Raw genomic sequence first — 17,267 nt, 5'->3', positions numbered from 1 at the left:
ATCACCTCGACGCTGCTGAGCCTGCTGGTGGTGCCGGCCGTGTTCACCTATATTGACGATCTGGAGCACCTGATCCAGCGCGTCATGGCCCGCTTGCGGCGAACGCCGGCTGCCGTCGCAGCACAGCAGACGCTATGAAATAAATAGCTTCTCACGCATATTTGACGGGGGCTAGCGGCCTGAAAAGCTTGAATCAATGGCTCAGGATGCACAATTAACAGAGGTGTCGACATGGCCCACGCGCGCTTACCCCCTGTCCAAGGTCTACGGTCTGCTGGAGCCCGGACCGGTGGTCTTGCTCACGACCTCGCACAAAGGCCGGGCCAACGTCATGACGATGTCGTGGCACACCATGATGGAGTTCGAGCCGCCGCTGGTGGGTTGTGTCGTCAGCGGCCATGACTTCAGCTTCACGGCGCTCAAGGCGACGCGCACGCTGCATCACCGGGGCGGGGCGTCTTCATGGTGGCTGGCGAGACGATCAAGCTGCCATCGAAGATGCGATAAGGGCGGTGCAGGTGACCGTGTCCCGCCACGCAGCGGTCATCAACCCCGCGCGACAAACGCCTCGAACTCTTTGATCGGCAACGGCCGGCCAAACAGATAGCCCTGGTAGGCATGACAGCCCAGGCCCGCCAGGAACTCCCGCTGCGCCTCGGTCTCGACCCCTTCGGCGATGACCGCCAGGCCCAAACTATCGGCCAAGGCGACCACCATCTTGGCAATCGCCGCATCGTTGGCGTCGACCAGGATGTCTCTGACGAAGCCCTGGTCGATTTTCAGCTGATCCAGCGGCAGTCGTTTCAAGTAAGAGAGCGACGAATAGCCGGTGCCAAAGTCATCCAGCGAGAAGCCCACGCCATTGCCCTTCAGTGCGCTCATCTTGGTAATGATGTCCTCGACATTGGCGACCAGCAAGCTCTCGGTCAACTCCAGCTTGAGCCGATGCGGGTTGGCGCCGGTGCGCTTAAGTACCGCCAGCACCTGGTCCACAAAGTCCGACTGGCGAAACTGACGGGCACTGACATTCACCGCCACCGTCAGGTGCGCCATCTCGGGTTGCCCGGCCCAGAGTGACAACTGGGTACAGGCCGTTTCCAGAACCCAGCGACCCAGGGGAAGGATCAAGCCGGTTTCCTCGGCCAGTGGAATGAACTCGGCCGGCGACACCCTGCCACGCAGGGGGTCCTCCCATCGCACCAGGGCTTCAACCCCGGTGATGCGGCGTTCGCCCGACACTTGCGCCTGGTAGTGAAGGATGAACTGGTTTTTCAACACCGCCTCACGCAAACCCATCTCCAGCGCGGCACGGGCCGTGACGACGGCCTGCATCTGCGGGTCAAAGAAGCGCAGGGTGTTGCGACCTGCGGCCTTGGCCTGGTACATCGCCAGTTCGGCCCGCTTCAAAGGCTCTTCAACACTTTTTTGTTGTTCGCTGCCAAACAGGGTGATGCCTATGCTGCAGGTGCTGTGATGCCGGCCATCGGCCAGTTGGTAGGTCTGGTCCAGCGTCTTGAGGATCTTCTCAGCCCTGGCCTCGGCTTGGGTGGCGGCGTCGCGCGCGTTCTCGCTCAGCCCCTCCAGCAGCACCACGAACTCGTCGCCGCTGAGCCGGGCCACCGTGTCGCCCTCGCGCACGCTGGCCAGCAGATGTTGGGCGACCTGTGTCAACAAAAGGTCGCCCTTCGCATGGCCGAGGGTGTCGTTGAGGGTTTTGAAGTCATCCAGATCGACGAACAACAGCGCGCCTTGGCGATGGTGACGCAAACCGGTGGTCAGCGCTTGTTCCAGCCGGTCCATCAGGATCAGGCGATTGGGCAGGCCGGTCAACCGGTCGGAAGAAGCCAGACTCTGAATCTGGTCTTCCGCGGTCTTGCGGGCGGTGATGTCACTGAAGGCGCCCACGTAGTGGGTCGTCAGCCCCGCCTCATCTTTCACGGCCGTGATGTTGAGCCAGCCGGGGAACACCTCGCCGCTCCTGCGCCGGTTCCAGATTTCTCCCTGCCAGGTTCCATTCAGCGCGATGCTCTGCAACATGGCGGCATAGAAGGCTGCGCCGTGCCGGCCGGAACGGAGCAGGCGGGGCTTCTGACCCACGGCCTCTTGCGCCGTATAGCCGGTCATCTCGGTGAAAGCGCGATTGACCCGCAGGATCACTTTCTCCGCATCGGTAATGATGATGGCTTCGTTGGACTCGAAGGCCGTGGCGGCGATGCGAAGCTCTTCCGCCGCCTGCTTGCGCTCGGTGACATCGGCAAGGACGCCGACCAGGCCGCGTTGCTCGCCGTTGGCGCCGAGAAAACGCTTGCCCGTCAGGTGGCCCCAGAACTCGGTCTGGTCCGCGCGCCAATAAAGTCGGTCCAGATCCGCCGAAGGAACTGCGCTGGCCAGCAAGGCCAGCATCTTCTGGCGCGCGACCTCGCGCTCCGCCGGGTGTACCAAGGCGACGTATTCACTGCCTTCCAGCGTTTCGAGCGGGCACCCGAACATCTCGGCCATGCGCTGGTTGGCTTGTGTGATGCGGCCTGCCCCATCGACGAGAAAGATCGCGACGCTGGAGGTATCCAGGATTTGCCGCAGCAAAGCCTCGCGTTGCCCCAGGGTTTCCAGCAGGTGGTTGAAGCTGCCGATCAACTGCCCGACTTCGTCGGGCCGGGCGATGGACAAGAGTTGCACCGGCTGCTTGGCAGCCGACAAGCTCGACAGCGTCTGCACGGCCGCCAGCATGGGTGCGAGTTGGCGTCTTAGCATCAACCAGGTCAGACCACCCGCCAGCAGGGTCAGCAAGAGCGCGGCCAGCAGCATGCGCTGCACAATATCGTGCAGCGGCGCGAAGGCCTCCGCCGTGGGCAGTTGGGACGCCACCAGCCAACCCGCCGCAGGAACACCCTTGGCCGACGCCAGCACTTCCACGCCACGGGGATTGACGAGGACGGCAGAACCCTCGTAGCCCTGCACGAACCGGTCGATTAACGGGCTGATGCCGCGGGCCGGGAGCGGGTCCATGATGCGGCTTTTGTCGGACGCGGTGACCACCAGCCGGTACTGCGGTGCGATCAGCAGATAGCCACCGGTCTTGCCGTAGCGGCTTTCGGTGATTTGATACAGGAAATTGGGGATGCCCAGGTTCGTCACGCCGCCCACGGCGCCAATCACCTGGCCTTGCGTATCACGAATGGGCACCGTGATGGTGAAAACCGGCGCCTTCAGCTTGGGGCCCATGAGCGGTCGGCTGATCGTGGCCTTGCCCTCCTTGAGCGCGGCCGCGATGAACTCCCTGTGCAGGTAGTTGACGCCGAGTCGACCTGACGAGAGCGGGACATCGGCAATGGCCGTGCCATCCGCGCGAACGACCGTCATGCCCGCGTTGAAAAGACCGAGCAGGGAGAAACGCTGGTCCAGCAAGTTCTGCAGATCGGCCGGGCTGGCCAGCATGGCCGGGGAAATGACGCTGGCGATGAGTTCCAGCGATTTAATCCGGTCAAGGAGTTGTCGATTGATATCCTCGGCGACCAAAGACACGGTCGAGAACTGCTGTTCGCCCAGCACGCGCTGCATGCCCTCGCGCAGCATCCGGCTGGCGATGAAGGCCAGCGACCAGATGCTGATCAGAAAAATGATCAGCGTGAAAAGTGTCACCCGGGTCTTGAGCGAGCGCCACGCAAAGATATTCAGGTTCTTAACCATTTTCACGCGTGATGACCTTGATCCATGGGAGTCGATGCGGTTTCATTCATTTCGCCCGGTACCCCGATTGGGCATTGGTCACTGCGGACCGCGCAGGTTCACGATCCGTCTGGCGCGACCTTGCCACTGACGTGTCGGGGCCTCAATTATATGAAAAGGGCCGGGTGGCGGCGCATGGCATGACTTAGGTCCGGGGGGTCTGCGCGCCGGTGAACCATTGCAGTCGTTTATTCAGTGCCACCACATGGCCGACGATGATCAGGCAGGGGGATTTCAGGCCCACGGTGTGCACCAGATCCGGCAGCGTTTGCAGCGTGCCGGTGATGACCTGTTGCTGGCGCGTCGTCCCTTTTTCAATGATGGCCGCCGGCGTGTTGACGGGCATGCCGTGCGCCATGAGTTGACGCGCAATCTCACGCAAGGCGCCCAATCCCATATAAATCACGACCGTCTGATTCGGTCTGGCAAGCGACGGCCAATCGAGGTCCGGTGAGCCGTCCTTCAGGTGGCCGGTGGTGAAGAGGCACGATTGGGCATAGTCCCGGTGCGTTAGCGGGATGCCGGCATAGCAGGCAACACCGCTGGCGGCGGTGATGCCGGGCACCACTTCAAACGCCACGCCCTGATCCACCAGTATTTCCAGTTCTTCTCCGCCACGTCCGAAAATAAAGGGGTCCCCGCCTTTGAGTCGAATGACTTTTTTTCCTTGCCTGGCCAGCGTGACCAGCAGGCGATTGATCTCGGTTTGCGGCAAGGTGTGGTGATTTTTTTCCTTGCCCACATAAATTTTCTCGGCCCCGCTGTGAATCAGGCCGACGACACCTTCACTGACCAGATTGTCGTAGACGACGACGTCGGCTTGTTGCAGCAAGCGGGCGGCTTTCAGTGTCAATAGCTCAGGGTCGCCCGGGCCGGCCCCAACCAGGTAGACGATGCCGGTCTGTGATGGTTTCCGGGCGGCATTGAATGGCGGCTCCGGTGGCAATAACTGACTCACGGATTTCTCCAGTACGTTTTTTCGCGTCATGACCTCTGCCGGATCTTGCTCACCAGTGCCGTCGTGGAATAGCCGTCCACAAAAGGCAGCGCCAGCGCGCGCCCGCCATACGATTCGACCACGCGCGTCTCGGCCAGGCGGCGCATATCGTAGTCACCGCCCTTGACCAGGATGTCGGGTTTGACTTGCGCAATCAGTTCCAAAGGCGTGTCTTCGTCAAACCAGGTGATCAGACTGGTGGACATCAAGGCGGCCATGACAAAAGCCCGGTCGGCCTCGTTGTTGAGGGGCCGGTCAGGGCCTTTGCCCAGTCTGCGGGCCGACGCGTCGGTGTTCAGCGCCACCAGCAAACTGGCCCCCAGCGCACGCGCCTGCGCCAGGTACATCACGTGACCACGGTGCAGCACGTCAAACACCCCATTGGTAAACACCAGCGGGCGGGGCAGCTGATGGAGGCGGGCCACAACGCGGTCGCGACCGCAAATTTTGTCTGACAGGGCAGAAATGGAAAGTAAGTCGGGCATAACTTCAATGCTAGCAGGCCAGGTAACTCCGTTCAGCTTTAACGCGTGCGCTGTCAGGCGGCGTGCTGTATGGGCATAATTCTGTCACTTCATGAATCTCGTCTCCATCAACGTCGACTCCATTCGCCTCGGCCAGCCGCTTCCCTTTTCTTTGCGGGACGCGAGCGGCGTTTTGCTGGCGCCCATCGGCTACGTGGTGGACAAGCGGGCTGATCTGGACCTGATGATCGTGCAGCGCGGCAATCTGTTCGTTGACGTGGACGAGTCCGAGGCCCAGCATCGCGCCTATGTGGGAAAACTCCATAGCATGGTGCGTGAAGACCGGGCCCTGGGGCAGATTGCAGGCACCGAGATTTCGGCTTCCGACCTGGACAGCGTGCGTGACAACAGTGGCAGCGGCGAGCCCGACTGGCTGGACCTGCAAGCGCAGGCCAGTGCCATGCTGCGCGACAACAACCCGGCGAGCTTTCCCACCCGGCTGAACAAACTGCAGGCGCTGCTCAGCCGGCATTCACGCTTCAACCCGGATGGCGCATTGTTTGCCTTGGTCCATCTGTCGGCCAGTGAGGTACGGCTCTACAGTGCCACCCACGCCATGCTGGTCAGTGTGATGTGCAGCCTGGCCGCGCGGGAAGTATTGAAGTGGCCGGCCGCGCAGGAGATCACGCTGTGCAAGGCGGCGCTGACCATGAACATCGGCATGACCGATCTGCAAGACCGACTGGCACTGCAAACCCAGGCCCTTAGCCCGGAGCAGCGAAGTCAGATCGACCAGCATGCCGCCCGTTCTGTCAGCCTGCTTCAGCAGTTGGGCGTGACGGACCCGTGCTGGCTGGAGGCCGTGCTCAACCATCACACCAAGATACCGGGCCCGCTGGCGGGTCGCACCGAAGGTCAGCGCATGGCGCGCCTGATCCAGCGCGCTGACATGTTTGGCGCCCGTCTGGCGCCGCGCGCCGCGCGCGTGCCCGCGTCGGCGGCAAGCGCCATGCAGGCCAGTTATTTTGATGAAAACCGCCAAGTCGACGAAGCCGGGGCGGCCTTGATCAAGGCCATGGGAATCTACTCACCGGGCTCGTTCGTGCGCCTGAGCACCGACGAGATTGCGGTAGTGATCAAACGGGGCGCCAACACGACGACCCCGCGCGTGGCCATTTTGATCAATCGCGCCGGCATGCCCAGCGGGGACCTGATCGTGCGCGACACCAGCAAGCGTGAATTCCGCATCGTGACCGGTGTGGCGCACCATGAGGTCAAGGTCAAAATCAATCTGGATCGCCTGTTGCCGCTGACCAAGTCACCGGTCTCGGACCGCCTTTGGTAAGGGCGTAGCGCCGGTCAACCCGGCAGCGTATCCGAAAAACTGGGACGCTGCATCAGCTTGTCGTGCAACTTGAGCAGGTTGGGATACTCGGTACGCCAGTCAATCTGCGCAAACCGGAAGTCCAGATAACCCAGGGCGCAGCCCACGGCAATGTCGGCCAGACTAAGGTGAATGCCAGCGCAAAAAGGTTTTTCGCCCAGTCCCTGGCTCATGGCCTTCAAAGACGCCTGCACCTTGCCCAGCTGGCGGTCGATCCAGGCCTGGCTGCGCTGCGCCTCAGTGCGCCCGCCCCAAGTGGCCTCCAGCCGCGCCAGGATGGAAGCATCCAGCAGACCATCGGCCAGCGCTTCCCAGGTCTTGATCTCGGCCCGCTCGCGGCCGACCGACGGAATCAGTTTGCCCACCGGCGACAGGGTGTCGAGGTATTCGACAATCACGCGCGAATCAAAAAGCGCTTCGCCCGCTTCCATGATCAGGCAGGGCACTTTGCCCAAGGGGTTGGATTCGGCAATCGTGGTCTGTGCCGCCCAAACATCCTCTGTCACGAAAACAAAATCGAGTTTTTTCTCGGCCATGACAACGCGCACTTTGCGTACATAAGGGCTGGTGCTGGATCCGATTAATTTCATGGGTGATCTACTGTTGCAGGAAGCTTGATTCTATCCACTGGGGTTAACCAGAACTTACCCCCGGATGACACGTGGCGCGCAACCTACAATCTGCTTATGACTTTTTCTGCCATTTCAGCCCTTTCCCCGCTCGACGGTCGCTACGCCGCCAAGCTTGCCAAACTCCGTCCTTTGATGAGCGAGCAGGGCTATATGCACCGCCGCGTTCAAGTGGAAGTGGCCTGGTTCATTGCCTTGAGCGATTGCGGCTTTTCTGAATTCAAGCCGCTGACGCCCGGAGCACGTACTTACTTGCTGGGCCTGGTCAAGCATTTTTCCGAAGCCGATGGCGAAGCCATCAAAACCATCGAGAAGGTCACCAACCACGATGTGAAGGCGGTCGAGTACTGGATCAAGTCCAAGTTTGAAGCCCGGCCCGAATTACTGGCCGCCGGCGAGTTCGTGCACTTTGCCTGCACCAGCGAAGACATCAACAACACCAGCCACGCGCTGCAACTCAAGGCCGGACGCGATCAGGTGCTGCTGCCCGCGCTGGACGCCGTGATTGCCAAACTGCGCGAGATGGCGCATGCGTTTGCTGAGGTGTCGATGCTCAGCCGCACCCACGGCCAGACCGCCAGCCCCACCACCGTGGGCAAGGAAATCGCCAACGTCGTGGTGCGCCTGACGACGGCACGCGAAAGAATCGCCAACATCCAGCTCATGGGCAAGATGAATGGCGCTGTGGGCAACTACAACGCCCACCTGTCGGCCTGGCCCGACTTCGACTGGGAGGCCTTCAGCCGCAAAGTGGTGGAAACGCCCGAGCCACTCGGTCTGGGGCTGACGTTCCAGCCTTACAGCATCCAGATCGAGCCGCACGACTACATGGCCGAGCTGTTTGACGCCGTGGCCCGCACCAACACCATCCTGATCGACTGGTCGCGCGATGTCTGGGGCTATGTCTCGCTGGGCTATTTCAAGCAAAGGCTGCGCGACGGCGAGGTCGGCTCGTCCACCATGCCGCACAAGGTCAACCCGATTGATTTCGAGAATGCCGAAGGCAACCTGGGCCTGGCCAACGCGCTGCTCAAGCACCTGAGCGAAAAGCTGCCGATCAGCCGCTGGCAGCGCGACCTGACCGACAGCACCGTGCTGCGCAACATGGGCGTGGCGCTGGGCTACGCGGTGCTGGCCTACCAGTCCCTGGGCGCGGGCCTGGGCAAACTCGAACTCAACGAACGCGCGATTGCGGCCGACCTCGATGCCTCCTGGGAAGTGCTGGCGGAGCCGATCCAGACCGTGATGCGCCGCTTTGGCCTGCCGCAACCGTATGAGCAGCTGAAAGCCTTCACGCGCGGCGAACCCATGACGCGCGAACTGATGCAGGGCTTCATCGCCAAACTGGCCCTCCCGGAAGAAGAAAAAACCCGTCTGCTGGCGATGACGCCGGGCAGCTATGTCGGCAAGGCGGCCGAGCTGGCACGGCGCGTCTGATACGTTTAACGGTTCACTGCCGCCTGCGTTGCAGCGAGTTCTTGGCATGGCGAAGGGAACCAACACCGCCGGCGGGAATTACGGCGTCTACCTGACGCCCCCGTCATTCCCCGCGAGCGTGACCGTCGGCAGCACGGGCGTCTTTGGCACCTTGACTTTGTACACGGACAGCACAAAAACCATTCCCACGGGTCAGTCGGTGGGCAGTTATGTTGTCGAACCGGACACCGCCACCACGGCTATCGTCAATCAGATCTCGAAAAACTACAACGCCTCCGGTGTTTTGACCCTCACGGAACAAGACCGCTACCGCATCGCCGCTACCGGCACGCCGGTCTTGGTTTCGATTGACACACAAGCCGCCAACGGTTCGACGACCCATTTAGTCTTCCAGTAACCGGTTGCCACCCGACCGACGTCAATCGCTGGCGGCCGGTCGGGCTGATGGACGCCCCCCTTCGGCCCGCCTGAGAATCAAACCATCGATGGTTTGCGTGCGGGGCACGTGTCTGGAAGACTTTATTCCGTGGCGAATCACTTCTATACAATATGAACATAATTTATTCAAATTGTATGAACCCCTTTCCCCGTGACTTGTCGGCAACTTTGCAACGGCTGGCGCGTCAATTTCCGGTCGTGGCGGTCACCGGCCCCCGGCAGTCGGGAAAAACGACGCTGGTGCGCCAGGTTTTTGACGGCAAACCCTACATTTCTCTCGAAGACCCGATTGAACTCGGCTTTGCGCAGACCGACCCAAGGGGTTTTTTGCAGCGGTTTGCCCAGGGCGCCATCTTTGATGAGGCACAGCGCTGGCCGGACCTGTTCTCGCACTTGCAAGGACTGGTCGATGCCGATCGCACCCCTGGACGGTTTGTACTGACAGGGTCGCAGCAATTCGGCTTGATGGCGGGTGTCATGCAATCACTGGCCGGGCGGGTCGGGCTCACAAGGCTGCTGCCCCTGGCCTTGTCTGAGTTCGGGCAAGTCGTGCGCAAAGACCTTTACACCCATCTCTGGCTGGGCTCCTACCCCACCCTCTGGCAGGCGGGCCGCTCGCCGATGGAAGCGATTGACTGGTTTTCCAGCTATATCGCCACTTATGTTGAGCGCGACGTGCGCCAGCTGCTGCAAGTGCAAAACCTGTCCACCTTCCAGCGCTTCGTGCGTTTGTGCGCAGCCCGCACCGGCACACTGCTCAACCTGGTCTCGCTGGCCAATGATGCCGGCATCAGCCACACGACGGCACGGCATTGGCTTTCCGTGCTGGAATCCAGTGAACTGGTGTTCCTGTTGCCGCCGTATTACCGCAACTTTGGCAAACGACTGGTCAAAACACCCAAGCTGTATTTCACCGACACCGGCCTGGCGGCCTGGCTGCTCGGCATCCGCGACCCGCAGTTGCTGGCGCTTCATCCGATGCGTGGGGCCTTGTTTGAAACGTGGATATTGGGGGAGTTTCGCAAATTCCGCTTTAACCAGGGCTTGCCCGCCGACCTCTACTTTTGGCGCGACAACAACGGGCTGGAGGCCGATCTGGTCTTCGAGACATCGCAAGGTCTGCAGTGCGTCGAAATCAAGTCCAGCCAAACCATCACGCCAGACTTGGTGCGCGCTGGCCAGCGTGCTGCCCGCTTTGTGACGGAGCCGGTGCCCGAACCCTGGCTTCTCCACGGCGCCGAAGAGAGCTACACGCGGGAAGGCGTGCGCTGCATCAGCTGGCGCCGCTTTGCGGACCCGTTGCGGCCTTAAGGCGTGCGCCCCCGTCCTCCACCATCACCACCTCACCTTATCCCTCAGACATGGCCATCAAATCCACCATCTTCAAAGCCAGTCTGCAAATCGCCGACATTGACCACGCTTATTACGCCGATCACGCGCTCACCTTGGCGCGCCACCCGAGCGAAACCGACGAACGCATGATGGTGCGCCTGTGCGCGCTGGCGCTGCAGGCGCACAAACTGCAAACGGTATGCGGCGGCGACGGCACGCTGGCTTTTGGCGCAGGCCTGTCCGACCCCGATGAGCCCGACGTATGGCTGCGCGACTACACCGGACTGACCCGGCTCTGGATCGAGGTCGGTCAACCCGAAGACAAGCCGCTGCTCAAGGCCTGCGGCCGGGCCGATGAGGTGGTCTTGTACTGCTTCAACCACGCGGCCGAAGTGTGGTGGCGCACGATGGAGGCCAAGCTGGCCCGGCCAAAAAACCTGAGTGTGTTTCGCATTCCCACGACGGCCGCGCAAGCCCTCATTCCCATGGCCCAGCGCAGCATGCAGCTGCAGGCCACGATCCAGGAAGGGGTGCTGATGCTGGGCGACGGCACGCATAACGTGGACATTGAGCCGCTGCGCTGGAAGTAACTGCGGTTCAAGCGGTTCCGTGGGCTGTCGCGAATTCGCCGCCAGTTCATGATATTTTTGGGCTCAAGCCCCCGTCCACTATGCGCAATCAGCTACTATTTTGATAGCAAAACCGTGGGCTTTTCAACCGCTCGCTCGGCGTACTTGTTAAAGCGCCAGGCGGTGCCGTCCAGCGTGATGCGGCGCCAGGTCTGGCGTTTTTCAGCCGGGCGCATTTGCGTCCAGTACTGCACCTCGGCAAAACTGCGGCCGCAGCCTTTGCACTCCTCGTCGCCCTGGCTGGTGGAACAGATCGCGATGCAGGGCGTGTCGGGCGTGCTGTCGTACCAGGCCAGCCAGGCCGCCAGGGCCTTGGGCGGGAGGGTGAATTCGTCGGCTTGGCGCTCGTGCTGGAACACCATCAACGCATAGACCTCGGCCAGAGCGCGGGTCTCAGGCGCCAGCGAAAAACCGTCCGACGCGGGCTTTTTGTCGCGCCAGTAGTTGATGGCCGACTCGATGTCGGTGATGTGAATGCCTGCCATGGGGGAGGGATCATAGCCCGGCCGGGGGGAACGCTAAACTCTAAGCCCATCGCGCGCGCTTGCCGCGCCTCTTTTGACCGAAATGACGCCCCTGTGACCGACACCGCCAGCCCCACTTCCGACCCATCACTCGACCTTTCCCCCGACAGCAAGATCCAGCAGCCCCGCCTGTGGTGCGGCGACGGCTGGACCGCACGCATTGTCAAGAACGAAGACGACGATGGCTGGGCCGTGGCCATGATCAAAGACGGCGAGCCCGAGCCCGCACTGGTTGGACCCTGGACCATGGGACGCGACAAGAAAAACCCGAAACCACTGGACGGACCGGCCTTCAGCACGCTGGTCAAAACCGCGTCGGAGTTTGTGCGTCGCCACGAACAGCAACTGCATGCGACGCTGCACCAGAGCCTGTCGGTCACGTCCGGCAGCATCCGCGTGACGGTCTCGCTCGATATCGTGCCCGACGACGACAACCCCTATGCCACTTTGACGGCGCATGACGAGGCCGGTGAACAGCTGGCACAGCTGCGGGTGCCGCCGGCTTTCAAGCTGAACCGGACCAGCGCCACCGCCTGGGCTGATAACGATTATCAAAAACCCGGCTGAGCCCGCCTTGCGCGGTGTTGATGGTCGTCATGGACGAGCCACCGCCAGGTGCTATTCTTGAGACATGAAACTCATCGTCAAATGGCTGCTAAGCGCCGCCGCCCTGCTGGCCGTGGCCTACCTCTACGGCGGGGTGCAGGTCAGCAGCTTCAGCGCCGCGCTGGTTGCGGCCTTTGTCATCGGCCTGTTCAACATGATTTTGCGGCCGGTGCTGGTGGTGTTGACGCTGCCGGTCACCGTGATCACGCTGGGGCTCTTTCTGTTTGTCATCAACGCCCTGATGTTCTGGGCGGCGTCGGGCGTGCTGGACGGTTTTCATGTGCGCGGTTTTGGCGCCGCGTTGATCGGGTCGCTGATTTACTCGGCGTTTGGCATCGTGATCGACTCAGCGATCGAGCGACTGTTCTTTAAACAGTAATTCCACCTCGCGCTGCCGGGTGTCGATGATGGACGCGTCGATGTGATCCGCCGCCCCGTTAGCGGCCAGAGTCGCATGACTGGCGCGGCCCTGACGCAATAGCGCCTGCGCCGCCTTGAAGCGATCCAGCGCGGCCGCATAGTCCAGCACGGCCACATGGGCCTCGGCGTCGGCACGGATGGCGCGCAAGGTCTGACCCTGCAAGGCAGAGGCACTGGAGAGCAACTGCCAGGCCTGGGCATCACGCGGATGCGCGGCGACCCAGACTTGCAGGCGCTGCGTCACCTCACTGACTTCAGCGACCCGCCCGGTGTGGCGCGCTTGCGTGGCAATCTGCGCCATCAAAATCAACTCGGGTCGACGCGCCAGCGATGGTTCGCCACCGGCCTCACCGGGCCCGGTCGGGGTCGCATTCAACAGCGCAGCGGCGCGCGCTGCGTCGCCCGCCGCCAGCGCTGTTTCTGCCGCCAGCAAACGGGACAAACGCGCGGCGCGCGCATCAGAGCGCACCAGCGCGGTCAAACGCTCCAGGTAGCCCCTGGCATGGACAAAATCGCGCAAGCGACTGGCGGCCAAGGCAGCGCCATACAAGACCGCGGCCTGCCGGGGTGCGTCCAATGTAGCCAATTTGTCACCGTCCGCCTCCGCCAGCATGGCCCGCAAAGCATCCACACCCGGGTTGGACAGCACGCGCGCGCGCGCAGCGACCATCGCATGTTCGGCCGTGGGCGTCGCATTGACGGGGTTGGGCGGGATCAGTGCCTGGCGCGACTGCATGTCGGCAATCCGCTCGGTGGTGAGCGGGTGGCTGCGCAGGTAAGGGTAGGCGCCGTTGTCATTGAGCCGGGAGGCCTGCTGCAGCTTGTCGAACATCGAGACAAAACCCCGAGCATCAAAACCGGCCTGGGTCATGACGCCAAAACCGACGCGATCGGCTTCGCGTTCCATGTCGCGCGAGAAATTGAGCTGGTTCTGGGCCGCCACCGCCTGGCCGCCCACGATCAGGGCGTTGCCGGCATCGGCGCTCTTGCTGGCGGCCAGAGCGCCCAGAATCATGGCGCCTATCATCCAGGGCGCTTGCTGCCCCTGCTTGGCCATCAGGCGCGAAATATGCCGTTGCGTGACATGGCTAAGCTCATGCCCCAGCACCGAGGCCAGTTCGTCCCGGCTGCTGACGATCGCGATCAGGCCCAGATGGACGCCAAAGTAGCCCCCTGGCAAGGCAAAGGCATTCACCGTGCGGTCACGCCCGAGCAGGATCTCCCAGGCGAAACGCTCGGCCAGCTCCGGTGACAAATCACCGCGCAAGCGCGCCGCCGCCAGCAGGGGCTGCCAGACACCCTGCACATATTCAGCCAGCACCGGATCGTCGATATAGTCCGGATCGCGGTAGATTTCGCGGGCAATGCGGTCCCCCAGACGGCGCTCGGCGCTGCTGCTCATCTCGCTGCCGTCCCCCAGCGTGGGCAGTTGGGTGGCAAGCGGCGGCAGCGGCTGCGTGCCAGTGACCGCGCCGGTCTGGGCCTGCAACGAGACCGGGCTGGTCAAGCCAATTGCTATTAAAACAATAGCTGATATCACCCTGTTGATAAGGGCTATAGGCTGATTTGATTTAAAGATGTTGTTCACCATGAATAACGTCGGCGGTGCGGCGGTCTGGCCCCAAAAAGGAAAGCAGGGACCGACATGATCGTATGATGCTTGCGCAATGTGAATGTTCTGTAAATTGGCAGCTGCCAAGGCTTTATTAACTGTAACGAATTCCCCAATGAGCTCACTTACCCATTTCGACGACCAGGGCCAGGCCCACATGGTGGACGTGGCCGCCAAGGCCAGCACGCACCGCATTGGCGTGGCCGGCGGCCGCATTGAAATGCTGCCGGCCACGCTCGCCATCATCGAGTCCGGCAGCGCCAAAAAAGGCGACGTGCTGGGCATTGCCCGCATCGCCGGCATCATGGCGGCCAAAAAAACCAGCGACCTGATTCCTTTGTGCCACCCGCTGGCGCTGACCCGGGTTGCTATTGATTTCGAAGCTACTCACGCAGACCTGACGGGAGCTAGCAGCATATTTTGCACGGCAACGGTGGAAACGGTGGGGCCAACGGGCGTCGAGATGGAAGCGCTGACCGCCGTGCAGGTGGCGCTGCTCACCATTTATGACATGTGCAAAGCCGTGGATCGGGGCATGACCATCACCGGCGTCAAGCTGCTGGAAAAACACGGCGGCAAGTCGGGCAGTTTTGTGGCCGGGTAGGCGGCTCTCACATCGGGTTTTTCTCGGCCCAGTGCGCATGATTCTCGGGGAATGCTGCCTGGTAGCGCGCCAGATAGAACAGCGCTTCCTCGTCCAAGCCCAGCAACGCGTCGCTTTCGATCAACTTCTCGATCACGCGAGGTTCGGGTGAAAAGTGCAGCAGAGCCAGCGCCAGGTCCCTGATGTGGGTGGCATTGTCGCGGCTCAGGGGAACGGTCGTGAGTTCCGCAAAACGCAGCTGATCCTGGAACAGCCACGAGTCGCCAACCTTCTTCAGGGTGTTGTTGCGATAAGCCTCAGAGCGCATTTTGGGCGTGAGGTAGATCTGGCTGATGCGCTGATAGTCCCACGCGGCGTAGGCCGAAAACGCTATTAAAAATATAGCTGCAAAGGCTTTAATGACGGTGGCTAGAGGCATGAATTCATTAATCCTCGCGGTTCTCGACGCGCAGTTGCGATGCGTGGCGGGCGTCACGTCAGCGGCGCCGGAAAGCAAGTCACGAGGTCGCCACAGAAGCCAAATACACAGGCCAAACGCCATCTGGAACGGTCCGTACCACAGCGGATACTCCAGCATGCTGTGCAGCAGGATCACGGCCAACACCGCCCACGCCATCTGGCGGCTGGCATCCAGCTCACGCCACGGCTTGGCCCGCCACACCATCCACGCGCCACCCCCGAAAACCGCCACGGCCAGCGGCACGCCGAGCTCGACCGCCAGATGCAGCGGCAGATTGTGAGCGTTGTCCAAAATTTCACAAAACCGCGTTCCGGGGTACAGCGTGATGAAATGGGCGTAATCCAGCTCGCCCCAGCCCCAGCCGAACCAGGGCTTGAGGGCAATCAAATGCAGCACGTTGCCCCACAGCGTCAGCCGACTGCCACATGCCGAGTCACCGGCCTGTAATCGCGCCACAATGCCCGTGGCGCTAGGGTCCAGGCCGGCCAAAGCGGGCAAGGCCAAGGCGGCGATACCGTAGGCCAGCGCCGCCGCCAGCAAGACGCGCCGCATATGCGGCTGGTGCCAGCCGCTCCCATGTCGGCTCCAAACCCAGGCCATGGCCAGCAACATCACCAGTTGCACCAGGCCGGTCCGGGAAGACGATGCGGCATTGCCCATAGCCAGCAGAGCAGCGGCAGCCACGAAGAACCAGGATCGCTCGTTGCGCGGCGCTGGGTGCGATGCCGTATAGGGCGAAGCGGGCGCGGCCTGACTATTCGCCACCCACCACAGCAAGGCCACCAAGCCGATATTGGTCAGCGTGGCAAACTGGTTGCGCTGGCGCAGGTTCGCGTAGGCTTCTCCCATGCCAGTCGTGTTGACCCAAGGCCCAAAGACGGCCGTGGCCCCGAAATACTGCAGCAAGCCGAGCAGGCTACTTATCAGCGCAGTCACCAGCCAGGCCGCAGCCGTGACGCTCACCAGGCGCCCGGCCAAGACCCGGCCCGACGCCAGACTGGACAGCCCCAGCAGCGCCGCGGCGCAAGCCCACGAAAACAACAGCGACACGGCCGCCGGCGTGGGGCCCGAGGAAAACGGATTGAGCCAGGGCAGGGTGATGAGAAGGAAAGCGGCGATTGATGGCATAAAGGGGTGGAGAGGCGGGCAAACCCGAGCCGCGCGATTGACTTGAGGAGTAGGCAACAAGGGGAAGATCAGTTTTCTATTTTCGCTCTGACTAGCGCCAGACCAATAGCTATCGCCTTGACCTTAGAAATAATTGGAATTCGACCCCAATAAGCCGCCCCCAGCTAACCTTCCTAAAACCCGTCACCGCGCAAAAAACCCTGAATCTGCCCCTGCTTGTCGAGCACCGCTACCCAGTCCTGCCGACCCACGACGGGCAGGTACAGCCACTGCGACAGGTCACCCTGTTTTTCACGAGCCAGCTTGCCGGCGGCGTCTTGCTGGGTGGGCTGTTTTTGCAGAAAAACCGCCAGCGGTTTGGCTCGTTTCAGGGATTTCAAGGCGGCAGCGCCTTCATATGGCAGGTAAAACTCGGGCCGCTCCGCATAATCGCGCCCGCCTTGCAAGGATTCAAACAACACTGTTTGCTGCTCTTTGCTATCTTTGGGTTCGCGAATCGCAACTGTAAGCGGTTGCGATGACCAGCGCAACTGCAGAGCGGAGGGCAACTCTTCAAGGGAGGCGCCTCGCAGGTCCGGCTTGGCAATCACCCTGAAGCGATCGATTTCCATGACGAGATACAAGGGACGCGCCTGCCACACTGTGTAAAGCCCATAGCCCAAAGCAGCCAGCTGAATTAGTGCCACTAGGGTCAAATCAAGCCATAGCTCAGCGCGAGGCTTGGTAGGGTTAAAAAGCACTAGTGTGAGCAATGGCCCGCAGATCACGTCCACCGAAATGATCAGCAAAAACAATTCCCGCCCCCCAGCCAATTCGCGGTAGGGAAACGGGTACCACAAACCAAAAACCAGAACCGCCGCCATCAAGGCTACGCCCA

At 61.7% G+C, this 17,267-nt stretch carries 17 protein-coding genes; 9 read left to right on the top strand and 8 right to left on the bottom strand.

What is annotated here, in order from left to right:
• The first annotated feature begins 196 nt into the window (after nt 1-196).
• The gene (locus tag B3V69_RS09930) at nt 197-607 is read left to right on the top strand and encodes a flavin reductase (protein WP_349679208.1); all 411 of its coding nucleotides are present in this window, start codon (nt 197-199) and stop codon (nt 605-607) included.
• Here B3V69_RS09930 and B3V69_RS09925 read toward each other — a convergent pair.
• The 3 genes from B3V69_RS09925 to rfaE2 all read right to left on the bottom strand — a co-directional run bounded on the left by B3V69_RS09925 (nt 547) and on the right by rfaE2 (nt 5,208).
• Nucleotides 547-3,687 (bottom strand): bifunctional diguanylate cyclase/phosphodiesterase, encoded by a 3,141-nt coding sequence (locus tag B3V69_RS09925; RefSeq protein WP_296446115.1) that lies wholly within the window; start codon nt 3,685-3,687, stop codon nt 547-549. The genes B3V69_RS09930 and B3V69_RS09925 overlap by 61 nt on opposite strands.
• Before the next feature lie 184 nt (nt 3,688-3,871).
• The gene (cobA, locus tag B3V69_RS09920) at nt 3,872-4,684 is read right to left on the bottom strand and encodes a uroporphyrinogen-III C-methyltransferase (protein WP_296446110.1); all 813 of its coding nucleotides are present in this window, start codon (nt 4,682-4,684) and stop codon (nt 3,872-3,874) included.
• A gap of 26 nt (nt 4,685-4,710) precedes the next feature.
• Entirely contained in the window at nt 4,711-5,208 is a 498-nt protein-coding gene (gene rfaE2 / locus B3V69_RS09915; protein ID WP_296446108.1) for a D-glycero-beta-D-manno-heptose 1-phosphate adenylyltransferase, read from the bottom strand.
• A gap of 91 nt (nt 5,209-5,299) precedes the next feature.
• Between rfaE2 and B3V69_RS09910 the strand changes: the two genes are divergently transcribed.
• A complete protein-coding gene (locus tag B3V69_RS09910) occupies nt 5,300-6,532 on the top strand; it encodes an HD-GYP domain-containing protein (RefSeq protein WP_296446106.1) in 1,233 nt (410 codons plus the stop codon).
• 14 nt (nt 6,533-6,546) lie between these two features.
• Here B3V69_RS09910 and B3V69_RS09905 read toward each other — a convergent pair whose 3' ends face one another.
• On the bottom strand, nt 6,547-7,161 hold the full coding sequence (locus B3V69_RS09905; RefSeq protein WP_296446104.1) for a glutathione S-transferase C-terminal domain-containing protein: 615 nt from the start codon (nt 7,159-7,161) through the stop codon (nt 6,547-6,549).
• Between the two features lie 96 nt (nt 7,162-7,257).
• On the opposite strand from B3V69_RS09905, the gene purB reads away from it, so the two are divergent.
• The 4 genes from purB (at nt 7,258) to B3V69_RS09885 (ending at nt 10,997) form a co-directional block, all read left to right on the top strand.
• On the top strand, nt 7,258-8,637 hold the full coding sequence (gene purB, locus B3V69_RS09900; RefSeq protein ID WP_296446101.1) for an adenylosuccinate lyase: 1,380 nt from the start codon (nt 7,258-7,260) through the stop codon (nt 8,635-8,637).
• Nucleotides 8,638-8,683: 46 nt separating this feature from the next.
• Nucleotides 8,684-9,034, top strand: a complete 351-nt coding sequence (locus B3V69_RS09895) for a hypothetical protein (protein ID WP_296446100.1) — start codon at nt 8,684-8,686, stop codon at nt 9,032-9,034.
• A gap of 176 nt (nt 9,035-9,210) precedes the next feature.
• Entirely contained in the window at nt 9,211-10,386 is a 1,176-nt protein-coding gene (locus tag B3V69_RS09890; protein ID WP_296446098.1) for an ATP-binding protein, read from the top strand.
• Between the two features lie 50 nt (nt 10,387-10,436).
• On the top strand, nt 10,437-10,997 hold the full coding sequence (locus B3V69_RS09885; protein ID WP_296446094.1) for a YaeQ family protein: 561 nt from the start codon (nt 10,437-10,439) through the stop codon (nt 10,995-10,997).
• 95 nt (nt 10,998-11,092) lie between these two features.
• Here B3V69_RS09885 and B3V69_RS09880 read toward each other — a convergent pair whose 3' ends face one another.
• A complete protein-coding gene (locus B3V69_RS09880) occupies nt 11,093-11,521 on the bottom strand; it encodes a DUF3717 domain-containing protein (RefSeq protein ID WP_296446092.1) in 429 nt (142 codons plus the stop codon).
• Between the two features lie 93 nt (nt 11,522-11,614).
• Between B3V69_RS09880 and B3V69_RS09875 the strand changes: the two genes are divergently transcribed.
• Together B3V69_RS09875 and B3V69_RS09870 are read left to right on the top strand one after the other, a co-directional pair.
• Nucleotides 11,615-12,127 (top strand): hypothetical protein, encoded by a 513-nt coding sequence (locus tag B3V69_RS09875; protein WP_296446090.1) that lies wholly within the window; start codon nt 11,615-11,617, stop codon nt 12,125-12,127.
• 64 nt (nt 12,128-12,191) lie between these two features.
• Nucleotides 12,192-12,545, top strand: coding sequence for a phage holin family protein (locus B3V69_RS09870; protein WP_296446089.1), 354 nt, complete (start codon nt 12,192-12,194; stop codon nt 12,543-12,545).
• Here the strand turns inward: B3V69_RS09870 and B3V69_RS09865 are convergent.
• Nucleotides 12,513-13,988, bottom strand: coding sequence for a M48 family metalloprotease (locus B3V69_RS09865; protein WP_296446113.1), 1,476 nt, complete (start codon nt 13,986-13,988; stop codon nt 12,513-12,515). The genes B3V69_RS09870 and B3V69_RS09865 overlap by 33 nt on opposite strands.
• A gap of 325 nt (nt 13,989-14,313) precedes the next feature.
• Between B3V69_RS09865 and moaC the strand changes: the two genes are divergently transcribed.
• Nucleotides 14,314-14,802 carry a cyclic pyranopterin monophosphate synthase MoaC gene (moaC, locus tag B3V69_RS09860; protein ID WP_296446086.1) on the top strand — a complete coding sequence of 163 codons (489 nt, stop codon included), beginning with the start codon at nt 14,314-14,316 and terminating at the stop codon, nt 14,800-14,802.
• A 7-nt stretch (nt 14,803-14,809) separates the two neighbouring features.
• Here the strand turns inward: moaC and B3V69_RS09855 are convergent, their stop codons facing one another.
• A complete protein-coding gene (locus B3V69_RS09855; RefSeq protein WP_296446084.1) occupies nt 14,810-16,390 on the bottom strand; it encodes a Wzy polymerase domain-containing protein in 1,581 nt (526 codons plus the stop codon).
• Between the two features lie 173 nt (nt 16,391-16,563).
• Nucleotides 16,564-17,253 (bottom strand): pilus assembly protein, encoded by a 690-nt coding sequence (locus tag B3V69_RS09850; protein WP_296446082.1) that lies wholly within the window; start codon nt 17,251-17,253, stop codon nt 16,564-16,566.
• Nucleotides 17,254-17,267 lie beyond the last annotated feature (14 nt).

Source organism: Rhodoferax sp. UBA5149 (assembly GCF_002413825.1).
Taxonomy (GTDB): Bacteria; Pseudomonadota; Gammaproteobacteria; order Burkholderiales; family Burkholderiaceae_C; genus Rhodoferax.
Note: the sequence above shows the minus strand (reverse complement) of the source record. Positions and strands in the feature narration are given on the sequence as shown.

Bases quoted from the DNA above. Each gene is read 5' to 3' on its own strand.
- B3V69_RS09905 (WP_296446104.1), bottom strand. From the start codon at position 7,161: ATGAAATTAATCGGATCCAGCACCAGCCCTTATGTACGCAAAGTGCGC.
- B3V69_RS09925 (WP_296446115.1), bottom strand. From the start codon at position 3,687: ATGGTTAAGAACCTGAATATCTTTGCGTGGCGCTCGCTCAAGACCCGG.
- B3V69_RS09880 (WP_296446092.1), bottom strand. From the start codon at position 11,521: ATGGCAGGCATTCACATCACCGACATCGAGTCGGCCATCAACTACTGG.
- B3V69_RS09855 (WP_296446084.1), bottom strand. From the start codon at position 16,390: ATGCCATCAATCGCCGCTTTCCTTCTCATCACCCTGCCCTGGCTCAAT.
- B3V69_RS09890 (WP_296446098.1), top strand. From the start codon at position 9,211: ATGAACCCCTTTCCCCGTGACTTGTCGGCAACTTTGCAACGGCTGGCG.
- rfaE2 (WP_296446108.1), bottom strand. From the start codon at position 5,208: ATGCCCGACTTACTTTCCATTTCTGCCCTGTCAGACAAAATTTGCGGT.
- B3V69_RS09895 (WP_296446100.1), top strand. From the start codon at position 8,684: ATGGCGAAGGGAACCAACACCGCCGGCGGGAATTACGGCGTCTACCTG.
- B3V69_RS09850 (WP_296446082.1), bottom strand. From the start codon at position 17,253: ATGGCGGCGGTTCTGGTTTTTGGTTTGTGGTACCCGTTTCCCTACCGC.
- B3V69_RS09930 (WP_349679208.1), top strand. From the start codon at position 197: ATGGCTCAGGATGCACAATTAACAGAGGTGTCGACATGGCCCACGCGC.
- purB (WP_296446101.1), top strand. From the start codon at position 7,258: ATGACTTTTTCTGCCATTTCAGCCCTTTCCCCGCTCGACGGTCGCTAC.
- B3V69_RS09865 (WP_296446113.1), bottom strand. From the start codon at position 13,988: ATGAGCAGCAGCGCCGAGCGCCGTCTGGGGGACCGCATTGCCCGCGAA.
- moaC (WP_296446086.1), top strand. From the start codon at position 14,314: ATGAGCTCACTTACCCATTTCGACGACCAGGGCCAGGCCCACATGGTG.
- B3V69_RS09885 (WP_296446094.1), top strand. From the start codon at position 10,437: ATGGCCATCAAATCCACCATCTTCAAAGCCAGTCTGCAAATCGCCGAC.
- B3V69_RS09870 (WP_296446089.1), top strand. From the start codon at position 12,192: ATGAAACTCATCGTCAAATGGCTGCTAAGCGCCGCCGCCCTGCTGGCC.
- B3V69_RS09910 (WP_296446106.1), top strand. From the start codon at position 5,300: ATGAATCTCGTCTCCATCAACGTCGACTCCATTCGCCTCGGCCAGCCG.